The following is a 25474-nucleotide window of genomic DNA, read 5'->3' as shown; positions in this document are numbered from 1 at the left end:
ACACTCCATCTTTGCTCTCAAAGTGAAGTGTTGCGGCGATCCATTGAGACCGCCGCCCAAATCGGACGCCTAAGGGCATCCACCTGGTCATCTTTCAGAGCTTTCACATTCCGAAGCGATAGTGGGAAACGGATGTACAGCATTACAGCAAGGCGGATGATCTCGGGACTGGGTCTAAAGTATTTGAAAAAGAAGGTTTGGTCATGGACAAAAGCTACGCAACCGCTCTGCCCCGCTCAAGCAAAGTTAATCTGACAAGACCCAGATGGCAGGACGCCTATGCTTGCTTCAGACCAACCAAATCGGAATAAGATCGCTCACCGCGAGTAATTTGCCGTTTGAGCGTGTTCACTGCTGCTTTTACTTTACCCTCGCCGAGTAGCGATGTGATCGCTTGATGTTCCTTAAATGATTTTGTCGTTCGATCGGAACGCTTGGACAGATGCGTCCGCATAGTTTGGACGATATCACTGACTTTTTGATATCCATCCCGCAGGTAACTGTTTCCGCAGGACCTGAAAAACGCGTCGTGAAACTCGGCGTCAAGTTCCAAGTACTGCTCGAATTCATCCGCTTCCTGCGCTTCTGACATCTTCGAAACAATTGTAGCCAGCTCATTGATCAGAACCGACGGGTTCTTTTCAAGCGCCTGCTCCAAAGCTGCAGATTCTAGGATGAGCCTATACTGACAAAGCTGCACCACGTCCTCTTGAGAAAGAGAGAATACAAAGGCTCCTCGATGAGGAAATATCTGAACGAGCCCCTGAAGATTCAAAGCCGACAGCGCTTCGCGAATCGGAGTTTTGCTGATGCCCATGGCATTTGACAGCTTCACTTCCGGCAACGATTCACCCAATCGAAACGTGCCATTGATAATGCCTTTTCGTATGTGCTCTTCAGCAGTTTTACTCAACGAATCCGGGCGCTTAATCTGCAAAATCTCGGTCATTTTCACTTTGTCCTATTTCGTCTCTCTAACACAATAGCACATGTGAGCTTGATTTCTATATTATATCTGATATCTCAGATAATAGATCGAAAATAACTAAATCCATGGGAGGATACCTTGTTCAAGAAATCAACATTGGCGCTTGGCGTCGTCATGTCAGCCGGGCTTGCTTTTGCAGCATCCGCTGAAACAGTCATTAAGGTTGGGCATGGCGCAGCAGAAGCGTTTCATATGCATCGCGCGCTACTGAAATTTGAAGAACTGGTTGAAGCTGGCTCGAATGGTGAGATCGACGTACAGATATTCCCTTCATCGCAGATGGGCCCTGATCGCGAGATGATCGAAGGTGTTCAAACCGGCGTTCTGGAAATGGCAATTCCTCCTTCCTCTTTCTTCGCGGGCTGGGATCCGGCTTTTGCAGTAATTGAACTGCCCTACATGTATTCCTCCAAGGACATCGCCTTTGATGTTCTTGATGGTGATGCTGGTGATGGCATGCTTGCACGGGTCGAAAACCAGGGATTGGTAGGTCTTGGCTGGCTTGAATTGGGTGTACGCAATGTGACCAATAATGTCCGTCCGGTTGCAACCCCCGCAGACCTCGAGGGTGTCAAACTGCGTACCATGAAGGTTCCGGCGCATGTGGCGACATTCGAAACGCTCGGGGCCAACCCGACGCCAATGAACTTTGGTGAGGTCTATTCTGCTCTCCAGCAAGGCGTGATCGACGGCCAGGAAAACCCACTGGCGATCATTACCTCACAGCGTTTCTACGAGGTGCAGAAATACCTTTCGACCACGGGCCATGTCTTTGCGGTCTATATGCCCGTCATCTCCAAACCGTTCTTTGACTCGCTGTCCGCAGAGCATCAGCAACTGGTGCGGGACTCGATGGCTGCCGCACGTAACTATCAGGCCGAGTTGGTCGCCAGCGAAGATGCAGCACAGCTGGAACAAATCCGGGCCGCTGGTGTCGAGGTTCTGGAACTGACAGCAGAGCAGCGACAGGCCTTTGCCGACAAAACCGAAAGCGTCCGTCTGCAGTATCGCGACGAGGTTGGCGCCGAAGCCTATGACGACTGGGTAGCAGCGGTTTCCGCAGCGAGCGGAAGCTGACCCTCGGACTACTCAGCCAATACGGGCACCCGTGCAATGAAGGTTCGGGTGCCCCTTTCGTTCAACGGGAGGTGAACGGTGTCGGTTATCAAATGGATCGATATGAATGCCGAAAAGGTCTTAGCCAGCGCACTTTTGGCCGCGATTGTCTTATTGATCTTTGGCAATGTGTTCATGCGCTACATTCTGAATGCCTCTCTTTCATGGGGCGAAGAGCTAACGCTTTGGCTATTTGTATGGTTTGTCTGGCTTGGCGTCAGCTATGCATTCCACACTGGCGATCATGTGCGGATCACGGTCCTGCGCGATGTCCTAAGCGAGCGGGCAAGGCTTTACGCGGATGTTGTGATCGCGCTTCTTGTCCTTGGATTTCTGGTCGTTCTGACAATTGAATGCATCAAGCTTATCCGACAGCCTTTTGTGGCCAGCCAGACGTCGGTCGTTTTGGGACTACCAATTCCGATCCTTTATGCTTCGGCGCCGATTGGCGCGGGCCTGTCTGCGATCCGCGTCACTCAACATCTGATCCGAACCCTGCGTCTGATCGCAGGAACCAAAGCGTGAGGAACCCGGCATGCTTGCGACAACGCTTTTCTTGACGCTCTTTGCCCTGTTGCTCTCCAGCGTGCCAATTGGCATCTGTTTGGGCTTAGCCACTATGATCGTGATGGTCTTTGTGGATGGCACGCCACCTATGGTTCTTCTGGCACGGTCGGTGGTAACAGGCGCGGACTCGTTTCCTCTAATTGCCGTCCCTCTGTTCATTTTGGCAGGCGACCTGATGCAGCACGGCGGAATGTCTCGTAGACTGGTTGGGTTCGCCAATGCGCTGATTGGTCATATCCGGGGTGGGCTGGCTTATGTGAACGTACTCGCCTGTGTGTTCTTTGCCGCCATATCCGGCTCATCTCCTGCGACCGTAGCCGCCATCGGGTCGAACATGATCCCAGAGATGGAAAAGGTCGGCTATACGCGCAAATTCAGCGGCGCATTGACAGCATCCTCGGGAATGATCGGTGTAATGATCCCGCCAAGTATTCCCTTCATCATCTATGGTGTTACTGCCGAGGTTTCGATCGGCAAACTGTTTCTTGCGGGCGTCGTTCCTGGCATCCTTTTTGCCCTCATGTTCATGTTGGTTGCTAGGGTTCTGCTGCGAAAGGACGAGGTTGCACACCAATCGACGATTACGTTCTCAGGTCCGGGCGTCTGGCAGAGTTTCCGCTCTTCTATCTGGGCGCTACTGGTGCCTGTGATTATCCTTGGGGGCATCTACAGCGGTATCTTCACCCCTACCGAAGCCGGAGCCGTGGCAGTGGTTTATGCCGCCTTCATCGGGATCTTTGTTTATGGAGACATCTCCCTCAAAGACCTGCCAGAGGTATTGGCGGGCAGTGCAAAGACCAGCGGGACTATTCTGATATTGGTGATCATGGCGACCGCCTTTGGCAGGCTGATCACACTCGCAAGAATCCCGACAGAACTCGCAACAACGATCACCAGCCTGTCCGACAACCCCATCATCATCCTGTTGCTGATCAATCTGCTGTTGTTGGTGATCGGAATGTTCATGGAGACGATTTCGTCGATCATCATCATGACACCGATCCTGCTGCCGGTTGCAACCGCGCTGGGTGTCGATCCGATTGTTTTTGGTGTCATCTTGACGGTCAACCTGGCCATTGGGTTTTGCACACCACCTTTGGGAGTAAACCTGTTCGTGGCTAGCAGCATTTCGAAGGTTTCCATCGAAAGCCTCAGCCGGGCGATCCTGCCATTCTTTGTAGGCATGCTGATCTTGTTGATGTTCATCACCTATGTGCCCGCAATTTCCTTGGCCTTGCCGTCCCTTTGGTGACCGGCCGAGGGCCTACAAACATTAGACGATAAAACCAGAGGACCCGGATGGATTTGGACCTATCCCACCCGTCGATAGAAGACCTTCGGCAAACCGCGCAAAAGCGCATTCCGAAGTTTGCTTTCGAATACCTCGACAGCGCGACTGGCCGGGAGCTAGGGTTGAAGGTCAACCGGGACGCACTTGATGCCATCGGATTCATGCCGCGTGTACTATGCGGCCGAACAAAGGCCGACCTGCAGACTAAATTGATGGGTCAAACTTACGATCTGCCATTCGGGATAGCACCGGTAGGCATGTCCGGCCTAATGTGGGCGGGAGCAGAGCGGATGCTTGCAAAGGCAGCGGTTGCTCACAACATTCCGTTTTCGCTGTCGAGCGTGGCGGTTGCTTCACCGGAAGATGTGGCACCTTACATTGGCAAAAATGGATGGTTTCAGCATTACCCGGTGAACTCCAGCGATTTGCGCCGCGCGATGCTGCCGAGGATTAAGGCAGCGGGATTTCATACGCTGATCATCACGGTGGACGTACCAGAAGAAAGCCGGCGCGAACGACAACGCCGCGCCAACCTGACCGTGCCTCCAAAAGCTGACCTGCGCACGCTGACTGAAATGGCGTCACGACCCGCCTGGTGCCTTGCGCATTTGCGCGAGGGCATCATGCCACGTATGCGGTTCTTTGACGATTACGTCCCCACGCGCGGGCGAGAAAGTTTTACCCATGCAGGCGCTCTGATCCGTGGGATTCCAGATTGGGACTACCTGCGCGAACTACGTCAGGAATGGGAGGGTTACTTGCTCGTCAAGGGTGTCCTGCGGCCGGAAGACGCAAAAAAAATGGTGGCCGAGGGCGTAGATTGCATCTGGGTCTCAAACCACTCCGGGCGTCAATTCGAAGCCGGGCCCGCCGTGATTGACCAACTCCCGAACATCCGCGAGGCGGTCGGAACAAATGTGCCACTGATCTACGACTCTGGCGTTGCCTGGGGATTGGACATCATGCGTGCCCTGGCGAAAGGTGCAGATTTCGTCATGGTCGGACGCGCCTTTCAATATGCCGTTGCAGCGTTCGGAGCACGGGGGATCGACCATCTCGTTCACATCCTAAAAGCTGACATAGAGGCCAACATGAGCCAGCTTGGCAGCGAAAACCTCGGCAATCTGGGGGAGCACCTTCTGATAACTGACTGATCGGCGCTTACGGCGTCCGGGGTATCAGAGAAGCGTGTTGTCACCCCCGTCAATCAGTCCCTTCACGATCAGATCTGCAGTTGAGCGCGAACATGCCATTGGCAGATCATATACCGTCGCGAGACGGGTCAGAGCCTTAACGTCGACGTCGTGTGGCATAGGCGACAGAGGGTCGACAAAGAAAACCAGTGCATCCAGTTTCTCTTCACAGATCATAGCGCCGATCTGTTGGTCGCCTCCGAGTGGTCCACTTTTCAGGCTGGTCACGTCCAGTTCTGGATAGGCTTGCTTAATGCGACTGCCGGTGGTCCCTGTCGAAAAGATTTGTACTCTGGACAGGCGGGTCAATTGCAGACCCACCCATTCAACGATTTCGTCCTTTCGAGCATCATGGGCCACGAGCGCGAAACGCGGCGCATCACCTGATGAATTGTTCAACGTAATCTTCTCCAAGACCGACTTCCGCGAAGTGTTTTCGGCACAGATCAATCTTAGTAAAGACATCTTCGTAGCCAGTGACCTTGCCCCACGGATCAACATAGCACATCACGCCATTGACCTGGAAATAGGTAACCATCTCTTCGACATCGTCGGGAACGACCAAAGTATGAGTCTCACCCGGCGGCTCAAAGACATATCCTCCTTCTTCTGCAACCCAATCATGTTCCAGATAATGCCAGCGCCCTTTCAGAACGAAGCCATGGACTGGCTGGGGATGGCGGTGCCGCGAAAGAACACCAGCTTTGCGCACTTTGAGAAGGTTCATCCAATAACCTTGCGAGCGGTTCAGGCAGAGCGGTCGGAACCAGACGTTCTCTGCCTGCGGAACCCACAGTCTGTCGTCCTCGCTCATGGCATTCGGGATCACGATCTCATCTTGTGCATCCTTGGGGAAAGGCAACTGATAGGGCATTCGGGCGGTGTCATGGTCATTCATTGATTTTCCTCACATAGCGAGATAGCCGCCATCGACCGGATAAATCGACCCGGTCACAAAGCTGGCGTTTTCACTCAAAAGCCATTGCACAAGCGCACCGACTTCTTCGGGTTTCCCCCAGCGTTTCATGGGCGTACGCGCCATGATCCCCGCTGTTCGTTCAGGGTCTTCCCGAAGGCCCTGGGTCATCTCTGTCTCGATCCAGCCCGGAGCGATGGCATTGACCCGGATACCGTCTTCGGCCCAGCGACCTGCCAGTGCCTTCGTCAATTGTGCCACGCCGCCCTTGGAAGCGGAATAGGCCGGCACCAACGGTCCACCAAAAGTGCTGAGCATAGAGGCCGTATTGACAATAGCCCCACCTGTTTCCGCTAAGAAAGGATGCGCGGCGAGACAGCAGCGCATGGTGCCGGTCAGGTTCACATCTAGCACCTTGGCGAATACGTCGATGTCGTATTCTTCGCCACGCTGAAGAATACCTGCGCAGTTCACCAAAGCATTCAGACCCGTGAGTCCACTGAATACATCATTAATTGAAGCCTGGTCGGTGACATCCAAGATCTGCACCTTTATCCCGTCTCCAGGCTCGAATGCATCCAATTCGGATTGGGAGGCGGATGCAGCAATGACGGACCAACCTGCATCCGCCAACGACCGCGCAACACCCGCACCGATCCCTCGCGTACCGCCCGTTACAAGGGCCTGTTTCATCCAAGTTCCTCCAATACACTGGTGAAGGCGCGCGCGCGCCTGCCGATATCATCCAATGTATAGCTCGGTTTGAACAGTGCGGAACCCAGCCCAAATCCATCTGCACCCGCGGCATGATACGACGCCATCGTTTCCGGCGTTATGCCCCCTACCGCAGCGATGACTGCGTCTGCAGGAAATACGGCGCGCAAGGCAGCTATGGCAGCTGGTGGCACCATTTCCGCCGGAAATAATTTGAGGACCGAAGCTCCGATATCCAACGCCGCAAAGGCCTCAGAGGGGGTCATGATACCTGGACACCAATAGAGATCCCGCGCGACAGCCGCGCGCCCGACGTCCGGGTTCATATTGGGCGACACGATGATCCGCCCACCTGCATCTGCAACCGCCGCGACCTGATCCGTGGTCAACACTGTGCCAGCGCCGACTATGGCTTGAACGCCATGTTTCGCAACGATCTGCGTAATCGATTCCAGCGGGTCCGGTGAGTTGAGCGGCACTTCGATGATCCGAAACCCGGTATCGAAGAGTACATCAGATACCGGGCGCGCATTTTCTGGTGCCAGCCCCCGCAAAATCGCAATCAGCGGGTTCTCAGCCAGAGCTGCAGTGAGGTCAATCATCCGACCAACCCCGCGGCGCGAGCAATCAGAAAATGCCCTTTCGCAACGATATCATCTGGCGCGCGACGGCTGTCGAAACCAGCAGTTCGAAGCGCTATTTCGTATCGGTCGGACAAATCGCTACGTCCAACAACAGTGATCGAACCAACGTCTTCTAATTCGCCGATCGCGGCAGCAACCTCCGTCCCGATCAACAAGCCCGACAAGTAGTCGGCCGTAGCTACCTTTGAGATTTTTCCCATGAGAGGAAGCGTCCGAACATGAAACAGGCTGTGCAGCAGGTTCGACTCACCACTGAGGCCCGCTTCGACGCCCATCACGAAAGCGTCTTCGCTGAAGACGTCCTCCTTCATCAAGGTGCCAAGGATTGTGTGTTCTTTCAGCGCCGAAAAGATCTCGCCGGTCATGTAGGTCGAGAAATCCACGATCTTCCCATCCGCAACCTGAACCCATTTGCTGTGCGTTCCCGGCATCACGAACACACCTTCGCTCAAGCCTAGTGAAGATGCCCCGATGATCTGGGTCTCCTCGCCGCGCATTACGTCAGGTCCACCGGCATGTTCCGTTGAAGCACCTGTCACAAAATGAATACGCGCTCCGTTGGCCGCTTCGTGCGGGACCAACGCTCGCGCAAGACCGCCAGCACCCAGAGGCATTTCGGCATATTGCGTTTCTACCCAGCCATTGCGGCTGGTGATCATGCCAGATGCCAGGATCGGCAGGTTAGCTTTTGCGACCCAAGGGCCGATGAGACGATCAAGGACCGCGTCAAAGGTTTGCCCCGCAACCTGCATGATACCTTCAGGCGACGAGACCCCTTCGATCACCTCGCCCTCCGCGCCAATTAGAAATGCACGGAACGATGAAGTGCCCCAATCTACGCCGATCAGCGCTGGCTCAGATGCGACCGAATTCATTCAGCAGATCCTCAACGGTTTTGCCTTGGGCCACCCATTTACGGGTTTCCTCCTCACGGTCAGCTTGCTCTTGAGCAAGGCGCACGGTTTCCTCGGCAATTTCCTGTGGAACCACGACGACGCCCATAAGATCAGCTACAATGAAATCACCGGGGTTTACGACGACGCCCCCACAGGCGATTGGCACATTGATCGAAAGTTCTTCTTTACGTTCCGAGAACATCGTGTGCGTTCCGCGCGGCGTGATCGCGCGCGTCCATATTGGCCAGTTGATGTCTTCCAACTCATCTGTGTCACGGCCAGTGCCATCTACGATCATACCACGAATGCCACGATTCTTGGCCAGACCACCCATTAAACCGCCGCAGACTGACGTTTGACGATCACCACCTGCGTCCACAACGATCACGTCCCCGGGTTGTCCCATTTCAAGCGCTCGCAATGGGTCGACCAGATCGCCTTTTGAAAGCTGAACCGTCACGGCCTGGCCTGTCACCTTGGCGCGGAACGCGGGCTTGATGGCGCTGTCCATCACGCCTGTTCGGTACTGCACATCCGCAAAAATGGCAGCAGCAGAATACGCCTCCAACACCTTGTCGAATTTTTTGAGAAGTTCCGGGTTTCTTTCAAAATCATTGAAAACCCTAAGGTCTGTGCTGACGTCTGGCATTCTTGTCTCCTGTTATGTGGTAGATACGGCCAATGCCTCAGCATTGACTGTGTAGTCGGGGTTTTGTCCTGTCAGAACCTTGGCCACTTGCGTGGCCGCGGTAACCCGCGCTGCGTGTATGGATTCCTCGGAATAGTAGGCGGCATGCGGCGTTACGAGGACGTTGGGCAGTGTGAACAGCGGGTTGTCATCAGGTGTCCAGTTGGCGCGCTTGGCCGGCTCTTCTTCGGGGTCGTCGAGCCCTGCAGCAGCCAGATGGCCTTCGGTCAGCGCCCGGAACAGGGCTTTGTTGTCGACCGTTGGTCCGCGTCCAGTGTTCACGAGTATCGCACCGGGTTTCATGACCGAGAATTCGGCATCCGATAAAAAGTGATGCGTGTTCGGCGTCATCGGCGCTTGCATCAGGATATAGTCGGACCTTGCCAGCAATTCAGGCTTGCTCACCAGCTCGACCCCAATCTTTGCCGCGACTTCTCTTGGCAAATACGGATCGTAGGCGATGACCGTAACTCCGAAAGATTGCGCCCGCGTTACGATGGCTTGCCCTATTTTTCCCAGCGAGACGACACCCATCGTCCGCCCGCGCAACCGGTAGACCGGCTGCCCGCTTTGCCACTTCCAGACCCCTGCATGAGTGGCCCGATCATAGTCGGGCAACTTGCGCGCCAGGGTCAGCCAAAGGGCAATCGCGTGATCGGCGACTTCCTCCGTGCAATAGTTTTGCACGTTGGTAACGAGGATGCCTTTTTCCGTTGCCGTGCCGACATCCACGATATCTACGCCCACGCCATAACGCGCGATGACCTCGCAGTTCCGCATCCGCGCAATCGTTTCCTTCCCGATCCGGGCATATTGATTCATCATCGCTGAGCAATGCGGCGCGACATCAAACAGGTCTTCCTGGCGTTTGGCCTGAAGCGCAATCACCTCGGCTCCGGCGGCTTCCAGAATTTCCGTCTCAACGGCAACATCACCAAAGTCGTAATCGGTTATCACGACCTTAGGTTTGTCCGTTCTGGGGGAAAAGTCGGCGCGATCAGTCATAGGCACCCGCCGAATAGGTCAATTCGTACGAGTGGCTGTAGAGCTCGAAGATGTTGCCAAACGGGTCTTCCATATAGACCATGCGATAAGGCTTTTCACCTGGGTAATACTTGCGCACTTGGCTCATGCGCTGGCGCCCGCCCAAGTCTTCGATAACCTTGATGCGGCCTTCCAGATCCTCGTCCTGTACGCAGAAATGAAACAAGCCACGCCGCCAATATTCAAACGGGCGTTCTTCTTCGACGGTCTTCGGGAACTCAAACAATTCGATGCCAACACCGTCGCCCATCGACAAATGTGCGATGCGGAAGCTTCCCCAGCCTTCCCCAAATACATCGTCGCACATCTGACCGATGGCGCTTTCGTCATGCAGGATTTCAGTTGGTTCCATCAGCACGTACAGGCCGAATGCCTTGGAATAGAACTCCACGGCTTTTTCGAGGTCGGGAACTGTGATGCCAATGTGAGAGAAAGTGAGAGCGGCCATGTAGGGCTCCTCCAGTTAGAAGTTAAAGAATGTTGCGAACTATGCCGCCTTCGATCCGATGCGCAGAACCGTTGGAGGCTGTACTTGCAGAGATCGTGACGATCATGCGGGCGACTTCGTCTGGTTGGACAAAGCGCTGTATGAGCGATGTGGGTTCATCTGATTTGAAGTAATTGCCCACGATCGTGTCGAGCGGCTCACCCTTTTGATCGGCGAGGCCGTCAAAATAGGCTTCGACACCTTCGGTCCAGGTTGGACCAGGCAGGATCGAGTTAACCCGGACTTTTGTCCCCTTTGTCAATTCTGCCATGCCACGTGTCAGACCTAACATGGCAGTTTTAGTGACAGAATAATGCACCATCTGAGGTAGTGGCTTCACTGCCGCTTCGCTGGCCATGTTGATGATAGATCCCTTATCGCGGCCAAGCATGTCAGGCAGGAAAATTCGGCTCATCCGAACGGCGGACAGGACATTGATGTTGAAATAGTGCATCCAGTCGTCATCCGTGAGATCCTCGAACGGCTTAACCGAGAAGATGCCGACATTATTAACGAGAACATCCACCGCCCCGCGCGCTCGCGCAAACTCCGCCAGAGTTTCCGCATCAGGCGTCTTGGTTAGATCGGTCGCAATGCCTTCAACGTCACCCAGAGATGACAGGTCATCGACGCAGTCGGACACCTCCGCCTCGGTCAGGCCATGCACGATGACCCGCGCGCCTTCTTCCAGATAGACCCGGGCAGTGGCTTTGCCGATGCCGGAACCTGAGCCAGTTACCAGGACCAGCTTATTTTTGAGCCCCAGATCCATCTCAGGCCTCCTTCTTAACGTTAGATGACTGCTGTGATGAAGGGCGGCCGAACATTCGACCCATCAAGCCCGAAATTTCCGCGCGCCACATGTCTATGCCAACGGCCAACAGAATGATCAGGCCCAACACGATGTTCTGAACCGAAGATGGCGCAGCGTTTAGGTTCAAACCATTCTGGACGATAACGATTGTCATCGCCCCCATCAGCGTGGCGAGGATGTTGCCGCGGCCGCCTGCAAGGCTGGCTCCGCCGACAACAGCAGCGGCAATGGCCTGCAGTTCCAGCGTCTGGCCATAGTTGGGCGAACCAGAGTTGAGGCGCGCTGACATCAGGATCGCACCAACTGCAGTCATAAAACCCGCGATGACAAATGTCGTCGTCTGAACTTTACGTACGTTTATACCCGTCAGAACGGCAGCGGATGGGTTACCACCCACGGCATAGATCTCACGGCCGAGTTTCGTGAAGTTCATAGTGAACGCGGCAAGGACGTAGAAGAACACGAGGTAGAAGAAAGGCATCGGAACGCCGAACAACTTGCCGTAAAAGATTGGCTCCAGCGCCGGATCCAGCGAGAAGATCGGAGACCCATTGTTGAAGGTCAGGGCAAGGCCCCTGAAGGCAATCAACGCCGCCAATGTTGTGATGAAAGATGGGATACGCCCATAGGCTGTTATCAGCCCAATGAATAGACCAAGCAATCCGCCCATGAGGAGAATGAGTGGCAATGCCAGAACCAGTGGAATGCCAACAAATTTCAACATTTGCGCAAGGATCATGGTCAGCAAAGCCACCATAGACCCGGAACTCAGATCGATGCCCGCAGCGAAGATCACGATAGTAGACCCGATTGCGATCAAGGCCACGATACTCACCTGTAGGGACAGGTTTGAAAGGTTACCCGGGTTCAGGAAGCGTTCGGTCGTAAGTGCCACGATCAATGCGACGATCACCATTGCTGCAAATGGTCCGATCAACTGGGTGTCAAAGATCCGCTTCATGCGAAAGCCTCCTTAGGATTGGATTGAGGAGTGTCGGCGGACGCGCGCACAAGGTCGTCATGCGTAAGGTCGAACGCATCGACCGTGCGCATTATCGTTCCGTGCTGCACAACGGCAATCCGATCGCTCATGGCAAGCAACTCATCATGGTCTGAACTGATCAGAATGATCGATTTTCCCGCCCGCGTGAGCCTGTTAATCAGCTTGTAAACAGCGATCTTGGCGCCGATATCGATCCCCTGCGTTGGCTCATCAAGGATCAGGATGTCCGAGGCTGAAAACAGCCAGCGTGCAATCACGATCTTCTGCTGATTACCACCAGACAAGAAGTTGACCGTCTTTTCCTCGGCCTGGGTCGAGATTTCCAAATCGCGGATCAGGTCATGGGTGGCTTGCTCTTCCGCCTTGAGATTCAACACGCCGAACCGACTAAGCCCGCCGAGGGAGGCTGCGGTTACGTTCCCGCTTGCGCGGAAATTGAAGAACAACCCGTCAAACTTACGGTTCTCCGGAACAAGGGCCAATCCAGCACGGATTGCATCGATTTCCCGGCGGAAGCGAACCGGCTTGCCGTTAAGTGTTATCTGTCCGCCCGTCAGCTCGTCTGTCCCGAACAGGGCGCGAGCGATTTCTGTGCGGCCACTGCCCAATACGCCGCCCAAGCCCAGAACTTCACCCCGGTGCAACGAAAACGATACATCTTTCACGCCCGAATTGGTGGCCAGACCCGCCGCCTCTAGCACAATATCCTTGGTCGCGTTCTGCTCCTTAGGATAATGCTCACCAATGTCCTCACCGACCATTGCGCTGACAATCTCAGAGACGCTGATCTTGGTCTCGCCACTTGCACGCACAACACAACCGTTGCGCAGGATCGTCACTTCATCAACGATCCGTTCAACCTCATCTAGCCTGTGCGACACATAGAGAATAGCGGTGCCGCGCTCACGCATATTGCGCAATAGCTGGTGCAAGCGCTCGATTTCATCTTCACCCAATGCCGCCGTCGGCTCATCCAAGATGATCATGCGGGCGTCCATAGCGACCGCTTTCGCGATCTCGACCAGTTGTTGCTCGCCGACCGATAGCGATCCGGTTATGGTTTCGGGAGAAACATCGACATCCATTTCAGCTAAAACGCGCGCGGCTTCGTTGTGAACCTTGGCCCAGTCGATCACACCAAAACGAGACCGAGGCATATTGCCAAGGAAGATGTTTTCGCCAACCGACAAGGTGGGCGCGATCGAGAATTCCTGAAAAACTGTTGCGACGCCCAGCTCACGTGCCGCCTGCGGATCGCTGATCGTGACCGGCTTGCCATTGTGCAGGATTTGACCGCTATCGGGTTGCTGCACGCCGGAAAGTGTCTTGATCATGGTCGATTTGCCACAGCCGTTTTCACCCAGCAGCCCATGAATGGAACCGGGCATAAGCCGGATGCAGACTTTGTCATTCGCCAATACCCCAGGATAGGCCTTGGTGATATCGACAAATTCCCAAAGTGGCGTTGCGGGTGTCATTGCGATTGCCTCGACAAAAGGGGAACTCGGTTGAATTGCGACCCGGCAGCACGCGCACGCGCCACCGGGAAGCGAGGAGAAAGTTCAGTACTCTTTGGACGGCTGCGGGAAGAGCTTTTCTGGCTCTTGCAGCACGCTGATCGCACCGTCTTTGTCTTCAATTGATGTGGGCGTTTCGATCCAGCCGCCGGGATAGGACCCGTTGAGCGCATCAATGGTTGCGTGCATAGCCGCTTTACCCATTAAGAACGGTGAGGTGTTGACGGTTGCCGTGATGTTGCCAGCCGCAATCTCTTCAAGGCCTGACGTGTCTCCATCATTACCCAAAAGGACGATATCATTGCGGCCGAGTGCTTTCGCAGCAAAGGATGCCCCAATGATCATGTAGTCGTTCGCCGCGAAGATCATGTCGAGATCGGGGTTCGACTGTAGGATGTCCATACCAGCAGTGTTGCCGCCCTCAACGTTCCATTTACCGTCAATAGACACCACAACGTCGAAGTTTTCGTTGCCCTCGATACCGTCGAGGAAGCCGCCCACACGTTCGGTCGAGTGATAGCCAGGCTGCCCTTCGATAATGCCGACCTTCAACGGTTGATCGCCATAAGTTTCAATGGCCCAATCAGCGATAGCATGTGTGCCGTTGCGCTGGGAGTACCCGACAACGCCATGAATTGGTGTCGGGAAGTTCGGGATGTCCGAGTTGATCATCAAAACTGCCATGCCCTTGTCGACGGCTTGCTTCAGCAGTGGTGCGGCAGCAAATTCATCGTGGGTACCAAAGATGATTGCATCCACATCCTGCGTCAGCACATCCTGGATCATTCCCATTTGGCCGTTGATGTCCGCACCGGACTGGGGAGCAAGCATGAAGACTTCCACCCCGGCCTCAGCGGCAACCGCTTTGATGCCTTCACCAATGGCAATGTAGTAGTTGAACTCCGTCGCCGGCGGCATATACGCGATCCGGAACGTTTCGTTTTTGGGTTCTATCGCATCGATTGGCGCTTGTGCCCCGTCCTCAAGCGGAACCGGCGCTGGATAGTTTTCGGCCAGAGCGACCGTTGCCAGCGTGGCGAACCCCGCGGCAAGCGTAGTGGTCATTAGCGTTTTCAACATAGTTTTCTCCTCCAGAATTTCGTTGGTTATCCTTTGAATGGCGCGTCGATCACGCCACGAACGCCGGGTTTCACAGCAAAGAGGCCGCCGGATTCCGGTTCTTTTGTTAAAGCTGCTTCGTCACTCATCAGCCTTGAGGTCGTGATGAACAGCGCGTCGAGATCAGGGCCACCGAAAGCGCAACAGGTGGGCTTCCAGACCGGCACCTCGATCACGCGGTCTATCGTGCCGTCAGGTGCGACGCGAACAACGCGATGGCCTTCCCATTCGGCGTTCCAGACGCCCCCTTCGACATCGACACAGGACCCATCAGGCAAGCCAGGCTCATCATAGAAAGAAGCATGCTGCCGACGGTTCGAAACGGTTCCACTGCGGGTGTCGTAATCAAATGCGACGACTTCCCGAGCGGGGGTATCAGCAAAGAACATCGTGGTACCGTCGGACGTAAAGCAAGTCGAATTGGCGCAAGACACTCCTTCGATGATCGTCTGTACACTCAAATCCTTATCGACGCAGATGACCGACGAATCGGCCTTGCCAGAAACTTCGTTCATGCCTCCAACAATCAATCGCCCCTGGCGATCGGTTCGCCCATCGTTCAGCCGTGTCTCCGGATTGTTCGGCTCGAATCGCGTCACGAGAGTTTCCTCGCCCTGGGGCGAATCCAGCAAGACAACTCGGTCCGCATAAGCAACGATCAGTCCGCCAGACGCACGCGGCGCAAAGCAACACACACGCTCTGGCATCTCATGAGATGCGGATTCTGACGTTGCAGGATCAAATGACCAAAGCGCGCAGCCCTCAATATCGGTCCACCAGATAAGGTCATCGGCGGGATTCCAGAAAATCCCTTCCCCGTGCTGGTTCTTACAATCGACGACCAACTCTGCGCGCACTTTTTTGATCTCCCAAGTACATTCTGATATCTGATATACCAGCTTGCCTAATCTGGTGTATCAGATATCTTGCATCTGGCAACACCTTTTTTTGGAGATATCCTCAAATGGCGCTTGAGAGACCCAAGTCTTTGCGTGAACTCGCACTGGAACATTTGCGGAATAGTATTATCGATGGCTCCCTGAAAATGGGTCAGGTTTTGTCGGAGCGAAAAATCTCCGAAGAGCTGGGCGTATCGAAATCGCCAGTCCGCGAAGCACTCGCTCAATTACGTGACGAAGGGTTGGTCAGTATCGAGCCTCAAAAAGGCGCACGCGTTTTTTCGCTGTCTGAGCCGGAAGTGACTCAGATCTGCGATTTCAGACAGGCTATCGAAACTGCCGCCTTTGAACTTGCATTGTTGCGGAGCCCGGAAGGTCTTGCCGACGACATGCAGCGTGTCGTGAAGGACATGGAGAGGGAACGCAGGCGAGGCAATGAAAAGGGCTACCTTTCACTGGATACCACATTTCATCAGTTGATTTTTGAACATGCCGGTAACGATTATCTGACGGCCAGCTATACACGCTATATCGGTAAGATTGCCGCATTGCGGACCCATTTGGCAAAGCTGCCACAGCATACTGAGCTTTCCTTCGATGAGCATTCGAAAATCGCTATTGCCGTTCGCGAAGGCGACATGGCCAAAATCAAATCTCTTCTCACTGCGCATATTGACCGCACCAGACAAGCCTACAAAAGCGCCGCCATCGTCCTCGAAGGAGCGACCGCATCCTAGCAAAAACGTAGCTTTGTTGTGACGGGGGCGGGCCAAAACGGCGCCGCCCCTTTCTCTTGGGCACCTCCCGGTCTTTTCTTTTTCAGTTGACATCTGAGATATCAGATGCCAATTAAAAGGCGGGAGGAAGCTTGAATGACGCCAGCAATGAAACCTGAATCACCGGGGCTACAGCCACTGATCCAGCTGGATCGGGTTGGCAAAAGCTTCGGCACGAACGTTGTTTTGGATGGCGTCGACTTTGAATTGAGACCCGGCGAAGTTCACGCGCTTTGTGGGGAAAACGGCGCTGGCAAATCCACCTGTCTCGGCCTGTTTTATGGGCTTCACCAACCTTCTGCTGGGCGCATCCTGTGCGACGGTAAGGAACAGCGGGTCGAAAGCCCGTCGCATGCGCAATCCCTGGGCATCGGCTGTGTTTTCCAAGAGCTCAGCCTCGCTGGCGCGCTCTCTGTTGCGGAAAACATCTACGCGGGCCGCGTACCCACCCGGTTTGGTGTAGTTGACTGGCCTGAACTGCGCCGCCGAGCGGAGGCGTTGCTGGCGGAATTCGGTCTGAAAATCGACGTTTCAACACCCGTGGAAAACTTGCCGATCAGCTCCCGCCAGATTGTTGAAATCGCCAAGGCGTTGTCGTTGAATTCCCGCGTCCTTTTGCTGGATGAACCGACGTCGGCATTGGCACCCGACGAAGTAGACGCACTATTCGATGTCCTAAAGTCCCTGACAAAAAAAGGGATTGGCATCGTCTATGTCAGCCACCATATGGCTGAGATTTTCCAGATCTCGGATCGCATTACCGTTTTGCGAGATGGGCACCACATCAGCACTTTACCGGTTTCGGAAACTTCTCAGGAACAAGTCGTTGCCGAGATGATCGGTGGCGCTCACCCCGGTGATGTCACGCGGTCAGGTAAGGTTAACGGCGAAGAGGTTTTGCATGTCCAAGACCTATCCCATCCAGGTGAATTCGAAGACATTTCTTTCTCCATTAAAGCCGGAGAGATTGTAGGGATGGCAGGGTTGATGGGCGCTCGCCGCAGCGAGATTGTTCGATCGATTGTCGGGCTGATGCATGGCGAGACCGGGGAGATCAGACTTCACGGCAAGCCTGTTAACTTTGCGTCCTTGCGGCAGGCGATGCGTGCTGGGGTCGGGTTTGTTCCCGAGGAACGCAAGACTGAAGGCCTCTTTCTGGAACAATCACTCAGCGACAACCTTATCGCGGCCAGTCTTTCCGATCATTCGTCTGCTGGGCTCATGCGTTCGGGCTCGATCAAAGCAGCCAGCCAAACCGCCATTGACGCCTTCAGTGTCAAAACCAGCGGGATTAACGAACTTGTTGGTGATCTGTCAGGGGGCAATCAGCAAAAGATCATGTTGGCCAAGTGGCTCAAACGCGCGCCAGCTCTTCTGATCATCGAGGAGCCCACAAAAGGGGTCGACGTCGGAGCCAAATTCCAAATCCACACGGAGCTTTTACGTCGAGCAGCCGAAGGAATGGCCATCCTCGTCGTGTCATCCGATTTTCCCGAACTTGTCTCTCTCTCAACCCGCATCCTTGTCGTCCACGACGGTCGCCTCATGGGAGACATCGCAGCCGCTGAGGCAACCGAAACCACGCTTCTTCAAATGGCCGCCGGAAATTCCGTTCCAATTGTGGACGCACCCCAAACCAATCAATCAGGAGTCGCGACGTGACCATGACCGCTCAAGCCAACTTGCCCATGAAGCGTCCGCTGCTGCGCCGTGTTTTACAAGCTTTTGTCGATATTCGTGAACTGACGCTGATCGTTCTGATCGCCGCCATCATCATCGTGATGTCCAACGTTAATCCCTATTTCCTCAGCTTCTCGAACTTTCGAGCCGTGGCCGTAGGCATGGCCCCCACCGCGATCATCGTGATCGGTATGGCGATACTACTTGCATCCGGCGGGTTCGATCTTTCCGTTGGATCGGTTATGGCTTTGTCTTCTACCGTCGTGGCCATGCTGCTTTTGACTGGCATGCCAATTCCGCTCGCGGTGGTATGCGGATTAGTGCTGGGTGGAATTGTCGGCGTAGTGAACGGTTTGCTGGTGACCGGACTCGGGATCAATCCGCTTATCGCGACCCTCGGCACGATGTCGATCGCGCGAGGCATCGCTCTTGTCTTGACCGAAGGTTTTTCTGTTTCAAGCCTGCCGGCATCATTTGCCTGGATCGGCAAGGCCGACATAGGCGGTTTTCCGGTAATCGTCTTGTTCACCATTCTGCTGGTCGTCCTGTTTGACCTAGCCGTCCGCCATACACGCTTTTTCCGTCAGGTCTATTTCATCGGCGCCAATGAAAAGGCCGCGATGTTGTCAGGCATCCATGTAACACGCGTGCGTATCATCCTGTACGCACTGACCGGTATTCTGGCTGCTTTGGCAGGTGTATTGCTGGCGTCCCGCCTGATGAGCGGTACGCCCACGGCAGGCAACGGTATCGAACTTCAGGTTCTGGCTGCGGCCGTCATCGGTGGCGCATCCCTACGCGGCGGGGAAGGTACTATTCTAGGTGCTTTCCTCGGCGTCGTTTTCGTCGCGTTGATCAACAACACCATGACGATGCTGGCCGTATCGATCTACTGGCAGATGATCGTCATCGGCGGTGTACTCGTTACAGCGGTCGCCTTGGACATGCTGATCCGAAGCAAACGGGGCTGAGCCCGAAGCTTTCCAAAACTCAACAACAACCAAAGATCCAAAACAGGGAGACTACGATGACTGAATTGAATGTGAATCGGCGCAGGCTGCTGACAGCGGGCACCACCGCTGGACTGGCCGCAGCGTTCGGACTGCCCATGCTGTCCAAAGAAGCCATGGCACAAGCGGCCGGCAAGGAGTATGTGTTCCTGTCCATCGTCACGCAGGTGCCTTTCTGGGTGGACTATCGAAATGCGATGGAAGACCTTGAGGAACTGATGGGCATCAAGGCCACATTCACGGGCCCGTTGGATTTCGACACGGCCGCACAAGCACGCCAATTGGATGAACTGATCGCAAGACGTCCCGCAGGCATCCTTATCTTCCCCGGTGATCCAGCCACTCTGGCCCCCGGCGTTGAACGTGCGGTGGAGGCTGGCATTCCAGTCACATGTTGTATTGGCGATATTCCCGACAGTCCCCGGTCCACATTCCTTGGTATCAACGGCGTTCAGGCAGGACGAGTCGGCGGCGAAATGCTGGCGCAAGCGATTGGCGGTAAGGGTAAAGTTATCCTCGGCACTTTCCCTGCCCCTTCCACATTGGAGCGTGTCGAAGGGTACAAACAAATCTTTGCCGAGAAATACCCAGATATCGAGGTCGTCGACGTCGTCAACGACAAGGCCGACCCGTCCTATGCGCCGACAGCCTACCTTCAGGCAATTCAGGCGAACCCTGATATTGTTGGCATTGGCGGCACGGACGGCGACAGCGGCAAAGGCGCGGCAATTGCAGTCAATGAGGCGGGACGCAAGGACATCAAGATCGTCGCGATGGACCGGAATGATGATATGCTTCCCTATATCGAAGACGGCACAATTCACGGCGCAGTGGCTCAGAAATCCTATCTTGAGATCTTTCTCGCCTTCCACATGATGCATTGGCAGAACACTGACGCGCTGAAGGTCTTGCCCGATTGGAAGGCGGCTGGCATCAATCCTCTACCCGAGCGCGTTGAAACCGGGGTTATGCCGATTACTGCCGAGAACGTCGTCCAGTTCAAGCACACCTAGGCGATTGTCCCGGTGCATTCTATCGCGCCGGGAAACCGATATGAGGGGGTTACATGTCGGACAGATGGAGCGTTCTCCACCTGCAGCAAAACGATCTGCAACTGACACTCCTGCCCGGCATCGGGGGCCGCCTATGGGATGTAAACTTCCAAGGGCGCTCCCTCCTATTTCAAAACGCGGATCTCAACGGTTTCGATGTCGATAGTACCCAGCTTACTGATCTGCCCACACGCTCTCCACAATTTGGTTTTCCGCTCTGGGGCGGCGAGAAGACTTGGATCGCCCCGGATGCATCATGGGTAAACCGCGCTCCGTTTCCCGTGTTGGACAGCGGCTCTTACCAGATCACTTCAAGAAGCAGCACTCGTATCGACATGACCAGCGCATTATGCCCGACCTCGCACTTGTCAGTGTCGCGCCGCATCACGCTGACCTCGGCGGAAAGCTGGGAAATAGAACACATCGTGGTCAACCATGGGACCTCCTCGCGCCTGACCGGCATTTGGTCAGTCATGATGCTTAACACCCCCACCAAGGTCGGTGTCGAATTGGAAGACCCTGCATTTTATCCTGTTTTTGGCTCTGCCGAAGGGATGATAGCTACGCACGGCAATGGCATTGTAGTGGATTGCAACAGACAGCAGGAATTCAAGGTCGGGCTACCGAACCCCAACGGTCGTACATTGATACGGTGCGGCGCTGATGCCCCGTTGCTAATGTGCTCGGTACCGGAACCTCAAAAGGGCGATCAATTTGCACACGACTATCCGTTTGAGGTCTTTAATTCAGCCGATTACGCCTATTGCGAAGCGGAGTGGCACTCCCCGGCACGCAAGCTCGCACCGAATGAAACGCTGAGTTTTCGGCAGATGTTCCGCGTCTTGACGGATGAAGATGCAACCCAAATGCCATTGGGGCTCACAAACAACAAGGAGTTCCTTTCATGCATGTCTTGATTACAGGCGCAGGCGGGCATCTCGGCCGCAAACTCTTCAACGCGCTAGAAAGCGACCCCGATTACACCGTCTCTGGCATCGACATCCGTCCCGTTGATCATCCCGACATTCACACAGCAGACCTGTCCGACGACAGCAGTTGGGTCAGTTTGCTAAAGGGAGTGGACGTTATCGTGCATCTTGCCGGAGACCGAGAGCCTTCCGCCACTTGGGCTTCCGCGATCAATCACAATATGGATGCAACGCTTTCACTCTATCACCATGCGGCAGCCATGGGCGTCAGCCGCGTGGTTCTTGCCAGCTCCAATTGGGTTCACGGCGACAAAAGGTTCACGCATGAGGTGCTAAACAGCACGACACCACCAGGGCCAGTAAACGCCTACGGCATGTCAAAGCTATTCTGTGAACGGACAGGGGCCTATTTCGCCGAGCATCACGGACTATCGGTCATCTGCTTGCGCATCGGCTGGACACAATGGACGCATGACAACCAACCCGGCACACACATGGCGATGGGTCGGTGGGGTCAGGAAATGTGGTTGAGTGATCGGGACTTTCTAAGCGGAATGCGCGCCGCAATGGATGCCAAGGATATTTCCTTCGCAGCCCTAAACCTAATGTCAGATAACCCGGGGATGCGCTGGAATATCAACGAAACACGGCAAGCGATTGGCTACTCTCCAATGGATGGAAGCCCCGCGAAAATAACAGTGGGCATTGTACTGAGATCCACGCTGAAACGGCTGTTTTCAGTCTGGCTCCCCAGCTACGTCACGACACGTTTTCCAGATTGGTAAAGTACAAGGTCCGGGCATTGTTGTTGCGTTGCGCAATCATTTTCCGAAACCTCGCATCGAAGTAAGCGCAAAAGGTCAGCGTTGTCCGCTTCGCAGTCGACGGAGAGTGACAGAAAGCTGTCAGCACATGGCGGGTGAACTTGCACCATCAAGACGCTCATTGTCAGCTTTGATCGGGTAGCATTTTTTGACCGGCGTTGCAGGCCGAGAAGTCGAAATGAGTGTCCTAAATCTACCAGTTCGCCAACAGTTCGCCCATGCGCTCTAGGCCAAGGTCAAGGTTGGCAGCAGCACCTCCCCCCACACCCAGTCGGATGTGGTTCCGCATCCCATAAGACGAGCCCGGTAAGAGAAACGTCCGATAGGGATCTGCTAGTAAGCGTTTGGCGAAAACATCGCCATCTATCCCATCGAGCCTTGCCAAACCAATCAATCCAGCCTGAGGTTTGACCCAATCGAGGCCGGGTTGATCGGCAACAAACCGATCCAGGCGTTCCAGCGTTTTCATCCCAGCTGCCCGCGCAGTTTTCAAAGCCTGGCTATATCGGTCAGGCCTTAAGGCGATTTCGGCAATGACTTCGCCGAGAATATTCATAATTTCGCTCGAGTTTTCCCGCAGAATAATAGCGTCCCAAATCAGATCGGGATCACGGCATATCATCCAGCCGGTGCGTAGCCCCTGGAGCCCCAGTGCCTTAGAAACGCTGCCAGTCGTGATACCCCTAGGATACAAACCAGCAATCGAAGGAGCGCGGGACCCGTCCCACTCCAATCCCGCGTAAACCTCGTCAACAACCAGCCATGCACCTACACGATCTGCGATTTGGACAAGCCTTTCCAGCTCTGCTTGTGTCGTCAACTGCCCGGTGGGATTATTGGGGTTGGTTATAAAGATCAGTCGAGTGCGTTCTGTTACTGCGGCCTCAACTTTGTCGAGCGGCAATACCCATCCAGCACTCTCTTCACGGTCGACAACTTTTAGCGTCGCGCCAACTGCCTCTGCCAATACGCCCGCTTGTGGCCAGCCCGGGCGTTCCGTTACGACTTCGTCGCCCGGTTGGACCAATTGCATGAATGCAAGATAATTGGCTTCCGCGGCGCCGGCGGTGATCAGAACGTCGTCTGGCTTGCAAACATCAGACAAGCCGGCGCGATCCAAGACATGTCGTCGTAAAGCAGGCAGACCCCGAAAACTCTTTTGGTTCCAATCCAACGGCAGCGCTGGATCCAGCGCATCCATGAACTCACCCAAACGCGGCGACTCTGACAAGGAAAACCCGACGAACGCATCTGGATCCGCTTCCGTAGTATCCAATAGGTATTGAAAAAGTGTGTGTATCTTGACTTTCATGCTCTACTCAAAATCCTTGTAGTCAATCCGGGAGAGATTCTGTGCAAGCAGAGGGATTTGTCAAAGGGCGACCGATTGACCTTGCGGTTTTGGACTACGGGCTGTTCAAGGTCCATTCCACTGGCCGCATAATTGGTATCTGCGGGTTTCTGATCCGGACAGATTTGGGAGAAGCAATACTCATCGATACCGGGTTCCCCGAAAAATATGCCACCGCCACTGACGCCGCAGTCAAAGAAGATCGATTGTTCGAGTTTGGCGAGGTTCTGAAGTGCGAACCAGACAATCTTCCATGCGCACAGCTGGCAAAACTTGGGCTTATTCCTTCAAACATTACACTACAGATTTGTACGCACACCCATATCGACCATATCGGTGCATTGGGCGACTTTCCAAGCAGTCCAATTCTTATCTCTGCTGCGGAGCGAGCCTTACCCCGCCCGTTGTACTGGGGCGATATGCGGCCTTTGGAATGGCCCGATCAGGATTACCTGGTTGTTGATAACGACGTAGAGATTGGGCCAGGTATCTTCGTTTTGATGGCACCCGGTCATGCGCCTGGTCAGATCGCGGTAATGGTCGATCTCCCGTCGGGGACGGTTTTACTAACCAGTGATGCGATTTCCCGACCAGCAGAAATCGACGAGAAGTTTGCCGGGTCTTGGGACGAGGATGCAGCGATTGCCAGCGCAGACAGGTTGATGCGTCTGGCATCCGAGCGAGATGCGTTCGTAATCTATGGGCATTGTCCAAAGCAATGGCCTGTCCTGAAAAAAGCACCAGAAGTCTACAGCTGATCCCACCCCATGGACCATTTTCCATAAAGGCAACGGTGCGCCTAGGAGTTATCTGACGTCGCGCCCTTGATTCAGGACAATCACATTCCCACTGGAGACATCACCAGCCGGCGAAATTAGAAAACCGACCCAAGCGGCGATTTGCTCGGGCAGCATCGCGCGGCCATGCGGCATAGCATTAATGGCTTTCTCCAAGACGTCCTTGGTTAAGACATTGAACAACGGTGTCTCAGTCATGGCAGGTGCCAGAGAATTTACACAGATTTTTTCCTGCGCGTATCGACGGGCAAGGTCTTTCGTAAGTGTATCCATCGCCGCTTTTGACGCCCGGTAATGGGGAGGGTCGAACACATCGAAATTGTAAGCTCCATTCGATGAGATATTTACAATCTTTTTGATGCCTTCGCGTTCCAACATCAACTGAACCGCCTGCTGGCAACAGTGGAATGCAGAGTTAAAGTTTATCGCCATCTGCTTTTCGAGTTCCTCGGGCGGAATGTGCGGAAAGTCAGACATGAAGCAGGTGCCCGCGTTGTTTACCAAAGCATCCAGACCGCCATGGGCTGTCTTAATGCGCTCAAACGTTTGAGCCACGGACAAAGGATCTGTTAGATCAACGGAAATAGGCGTGAAGTCCGAACTTAATTTTGATGCCAGCTCGACTAGGCCCTCTTCTTTGAGGTCCAGACCAATCACATGCAACCCGTTCGTCTGCAATTGGCGACAGATGGCCTGCCCCATCCCTCCCGCGGCGCCAGTCACAACCGCTGTTTTCATAACAAATCCTCCCACCTTGGTATGTTTTGGGATACTCCGAGTTAAAGCAGAAAACTCACAACCCTTTTTTCTGAAAACCGGGAAAGTCAATTCCGTTTGAATTCAGCGCACGTTCGTTTTGGGCTCAAGCTAGACTTTGCAAAGTCCGCTTTCTGCGCGTAACAGTCGTTGGCCCGGACTGCAGCATTCGGCGCTTCGGGCTCGAAGCGGTCATCCGCGTGTTTTTGCCCGATGACCGCTCTGCGCTCTTAAGAAGGCATTTGCGAGCTGTGTGGCCTCGTTATCACTCCAACGCAGGTTGCTCGACCACCGTCAGCGCCGTGCTGATCCGCTCATACAACTCTTCACCTGTCCGGATATGCCTTTCGAGATCTGCGATCTCATCGGGGTCGGTCTCGTGGACCAGTACTTCACGCAGATG

Annotated in this window: 27 protein-coding genes and 1 pseudogene; 11 read left to right on the top strand and 17 right to left on the bottom strand. The window is 54.6% G+C overall.

Annotated elements, in window-relative coordinates; translation table 11 throughout:
* Positions 1-95: 95 nt before the first annotated feature.
* A pseudogene (locus tag GOW40_RS22280) lies at positions 96-205 on the bottom strand (IS6 family transposase); the annotation flags it as partial.
* Positions 206-277: 72 nt separating this feature from the next.
* Positions 278-949 (bottom strand): GntR family transcriptional regulator, encoded by a 672-nt coding sequence (locus GOW40_RS21580; RefSeq protein ID WP_171133853.1) that lies wholly within the window; start codon positions 947-949, stop codon positions 278-280.
* A gap of 117 nt (positions 950-1066) precedes the next feature.
* Between GOW40_RS21580 and GOW40_RS21575 the strand changes: the two genes are divergently transcribed.
* From GOW40_RS21575 to GOW40_RS21560, 4 genes are all read left to right on the top strand, one after another.
* Positions 1067-2065, top strand: coding sequence for a TRAP transporter substrate-binding protein (locus GOW40_RS21575; protein ID WP_170621276.1), 999 nt, complete (start codon positions 1067-1069; stop codon positions 2063-2065).
* Positions 2066-2143: 78 nt separating this feature from the next.
* Positions 2144-2629, top strand: a complete 486-nt coding sequence (locus GOW40_RS21570) for a TRAP transporter small permease (protein WP_170351622.1) — start codon at positions 2144-2146, stop codon at positions 2627-2629.
* A gap of 10 nt (positions 2630-2639) precedes the next feature.
* Positions 2640-3923 (top strand): TRAP transporter large permease, encoded by a 1284-nt coding sequence (locus tag GOW40_RS21565; RefSeq protein ID WP_171133852.1) that lies wholly within the window; start codon positions 2640-2642, stop codon positions 3921-3923.
* A gap of 47 nt (positions 3924-3970) precedes the next feature.
* On the top strand, positions 3971-5116 hold the full coding sequence (locus GOW40_RS21560) for an alpha-hydroxy acid oxidase (RefSeq protein WP_171231158.1): 1146 nt from the start codon (positions 3971-3973) through the stop codon (positions 5114-5116).
* A gap of 24 nt (positions 5117-5140) precedes the next feature.
* On the opposite strand, the gene GOW40_RS21555 is transcribed toward GOW40_RS21560, so the two are convergent.
* The 13 genes from GOW40_RS21555 to GOW40_RS21495 form a co-directional block, all read right to left on the bottom strand.
* The gene (locus tag GOW40_RS21555; RefSeq protein ID WP_170621279.1) at positions 5141-5554 is read right to left on the bottom strand and encodes a methylglyoxal synthase; all 414 of its coding nucleotides are present in this window, start codon (positions 5552-5554) and stop codon (positions 5141-5143) included.
* Positions 5535-6053, bottom strand: coding sequence for a 2,4'-dihydroxyacetophenone dioxygenase family protein (locus tag GOW40_RS21550; protein WP_170357704.1), 519 nt, complete (start codon positions 6051-6053; stop codon positions 5535-5537). The genes GOW40_RS21555 and GOW40_RS21550 overlap by 20 nt, the downstream gene beginning before the upstream one ends.
* Positions 6054-6062: 9 nt before the next feature.
* Positions 6063-6764 (bottom strand): SDR family NAD(P)-dependent oxidoreductase, encoded by a 702-nt coding sequence (locus tag GOW40_RS21545; RefSeq protein WP_171133850.1) that lies wholly within the window; start codon positions 6762-6764, stop codon positions 6063-6065.
* On the bottom strand, positions 6761-7387 hold the full coding sequence (locus GOW40_RS21540; protein ID WP_171133849.1) for a 2-dehydro-3-deoxy-6-phosphogalactonate aldolase: 627 nt from the start codon (positions 7385-7387) through the stop codon (positions 6761-6763). The genes GOW40_RS21545 and GOW40_RS21540 overlap by 4 nt, the downstream gene beginning before the upstream one ends.
* Positions 7384-8304, bottom strand: coding sequence for a 2-dehydro-3-deoxygalactonokinase (locus GOW40_RS21535; protein WP_170614883.1), 921 nt, complete (start codon positions 8302-8304; stop codon positions 7384-7386). Before GOW40_RS21535 ends, GOW40_RS21540 begins: the two co-directional genes overlap by 4 nt.
* Positions 8285-8974, bottom strand: a complete 690-nt coding sequence (locus GOW40_RS21530; RefSeq protein WP_108861947.1) for an RraA family protein — start codon at positions 8972-8974, stop codon at positions 8285-8287. The genes GOW40_RS21535 and GOW40_RS21530 overlap by 20 nt, the downstream gene beginning before the upstream one ends.
* Positions 8975-8986: 12 nt before the next feature.
* Positions 8987-10018, bottom strand: a complete 1032-nt coding sequence (locus GOW40_RS21525) for a C-terminal binding protein (protein WP_171133848.1) — start codon at positions 10016-10018, stop codon at positions 8987-8989.
* Positions 10011-10505 (bottom strand): lactoylglutathione lyase family protein, encoded by a 495-nt coding sequence (locus GOW40_RS21520; RefSeq protein WP_108861949.1) that lies wholly within the window; start codon positions 10503-10505, stop codon positions 10011-10013. Before GOW40_RS21520 ends, GOW40_RS21525 begins: the two co-directional genes overlap by 8 nt.
* Positions 10506-10527: 22 nt before the next feature.
* Complete coding sequence (locus GOW40_RS21515) at positions 10528-11316, bottom strand: SDR family NAD(P)-dependent oxidoreductase (protein ID WP_171133847.1); 789 nt, start codon at positions 11314-11316, stop codon at positions 10528-10530.
* A gap of 1 nt (position 11317) precedes the next feature.
* Entirely contained in the window at positions 11318-12319 is a 1002-nt protein-coding gene (locus tag GOW40_RS21510) for an ABC transporter permease (protein WP_170614886.1), read from the bottom strand.
* Positions 12316-13839: a sugar ABC transporter ATP-binding protein gene (locus tag GOW40_RS21505; protein ID WP_171231157.1), complete on the bottom strand. Its 1524-nt coding sequence runs from the start codon at positions 13837-13839 to the stop codon at positions 12316-12318. The genes GOW40_RS21510 and GOW40_RS21505 overlap by 4 nt, the downstream gene beginning before the upstream one ends.
* A gap of 84 nt (positions 13840-13923) precedes the next feature.
* Positions 13924-14958 (bottom strand): sugar ABC transporter substrate-binding protein, encoded by a 1035-nt coding sequence (locus tag GOW40_RS21500; RefSeq protein ID WP_170637923.1) that lies wholly within the window; start codon positions 14956-14958, stop codon positions 13924-13926.
* A 26-nt stretch (positions 14959-14984) separates the two neighbouring features.
* A complete protein-coding gene (locus tag GOW40_RS21495) occupies positions 14985-15854 on the bottom strand; it encodes an SMP-30/gluconolactonase/LRE family protein (RefSeq protein ID WP_170614889.1) in 870 nt (289 codons plus the stop codon).
* Positions 15855-15961: 107 nt separating this feature from the next.
* Between GOW40_RS21495 and GOW40_RS21490 the strand changes: the two genes are divergently transcribed.
* From GOW40_RS21490 to GOW40_RS21465, 6 genes are all read left to right on the top strand, one after another.
* Entirely contained in the window at positions 15962-16633 is a 672-nt protein-coding gene (locus GOW40_RS21490) for a GntR family transcriptional regulator (protein ID WP_171133845.1), read from the top strand.
* A 135-nt stretch (positions 16634-16768) separates the two neighbouring features.
* Positions 16769-18334, top strand: a complete 1566-nt coding sequence (locus GOW40_RS21485; RefSeq protein WP_171133844.1) for a sugar ABC transporter ATP-binding protein — start codon at positions 16769-16771, stop codon at positions 18332-18334.
* 2 nt (positions 18335-18336) lie between these two features.
* Positions 18337-19323, top strand: a complete 987-nt coding sequence (locus GOW40_RS21480) for an ABC transporter permease (RefSeq protein ID WP_174818509.1) — start codon at positions 18337-18339, stop codon at positions 19321-19323.
* 56 nt (positions 19324-19379) lie between these two features.
* Positions 19380-20375: a substrate-binding domain-containing protein gene (locus GOW40_RS21475; protein WP_010437236.1), complete on the top strand. Its 996-nt coding sequence runs from the start codon at positions 19380-19382 to the stop codon at positions 20373-20375.
* A 53-nt stretch (positions 20376-20428) separates the two neighbouring features.
* Entirely contained in the window at positions 20429-21331 is a 903-nt protein-coding gene (locus tag GOW40_RS21470) for a hypothetical protein (protein WP_171133843.1), read from the top strand.
* Positions 21319-22128, top strand: coding sequence for an NAD(P)-dependent oxidoreductase (locus GOW40_RS21465; RefSeq protein ID WP_171231156.1), 810 nt, complete (start codon positions 21319-21321; stop codon positions 22126-22128). Before GOW40_RS21470 ends, GOW40_RS21465 begins: the two co-directional genes overlap by 13 nt.
* A 232-nt stretch (positions 22129-22360) precedes the next feature.
* Here GOW40_RS21465 and GOW40_RS21460 read toward each other — a convergent pair whose 3' ends face one another.
* Positions 22361-23479, bottom strand: a complete 1119-nt coding sequence (locus GOW40_RS21460; RefSeq protein ID WP_171133841.1) for a pyridoxal phosphate-dependent aminotransferase — start codon at positions 23477-23479, stop codon at positions 22361-22363.
* 89 nt (positions 23480-23568) lie between these two features.
* On the opposite strand from GOW40_RS21460, the gene GOW40_RS21455 reads away from it, so the two are divergent.
* Positions 23569-24276 carry an N-acyl homoserine lactonase family protein gene (locus GOW40_RS21455; RefSeq protein WP_174838952.1) on the top strand — a complete coding sequence of 236 codons (708 nt, stop codon included), beginning with the start codon at positions 23569-23571 and terminating at the stop codon, positions 24274-24276.
* A gap of 48 nt (positions 24277-24324) precedes the next feature.
* On the opposite strand, the gene GOW40_RS21450 is transcribed toward GOW40_RS21455, so the two are convergent.
* Complete coding sequence (locus GOW40_RS21450; protein WP_171133840.1) at positions 24325-25053, bottom strand: SDR family NAD(P)-dependent oxidoreductase; 729 nt, start codon at positions 25051-25053, stop codon at positions 24325-24327.
* Between the last annotated feature and the right edge of the window lie 421 nt (positions 25054-25474).

Source organism: Ruegeria sp. HKCCA6707 (genome assembly GCF_013033515.1).
Classification (GTDB): Bacteria; Pseudomonadota; Alphaproteobacteria; order Rhodobacterales; family Rhodobacteraceae; genus Ruegeria.
Note: the sequence above shows the minus strand (reverse complement) of the source record. Positions and strands in the feature narration are given on the sequence as shown.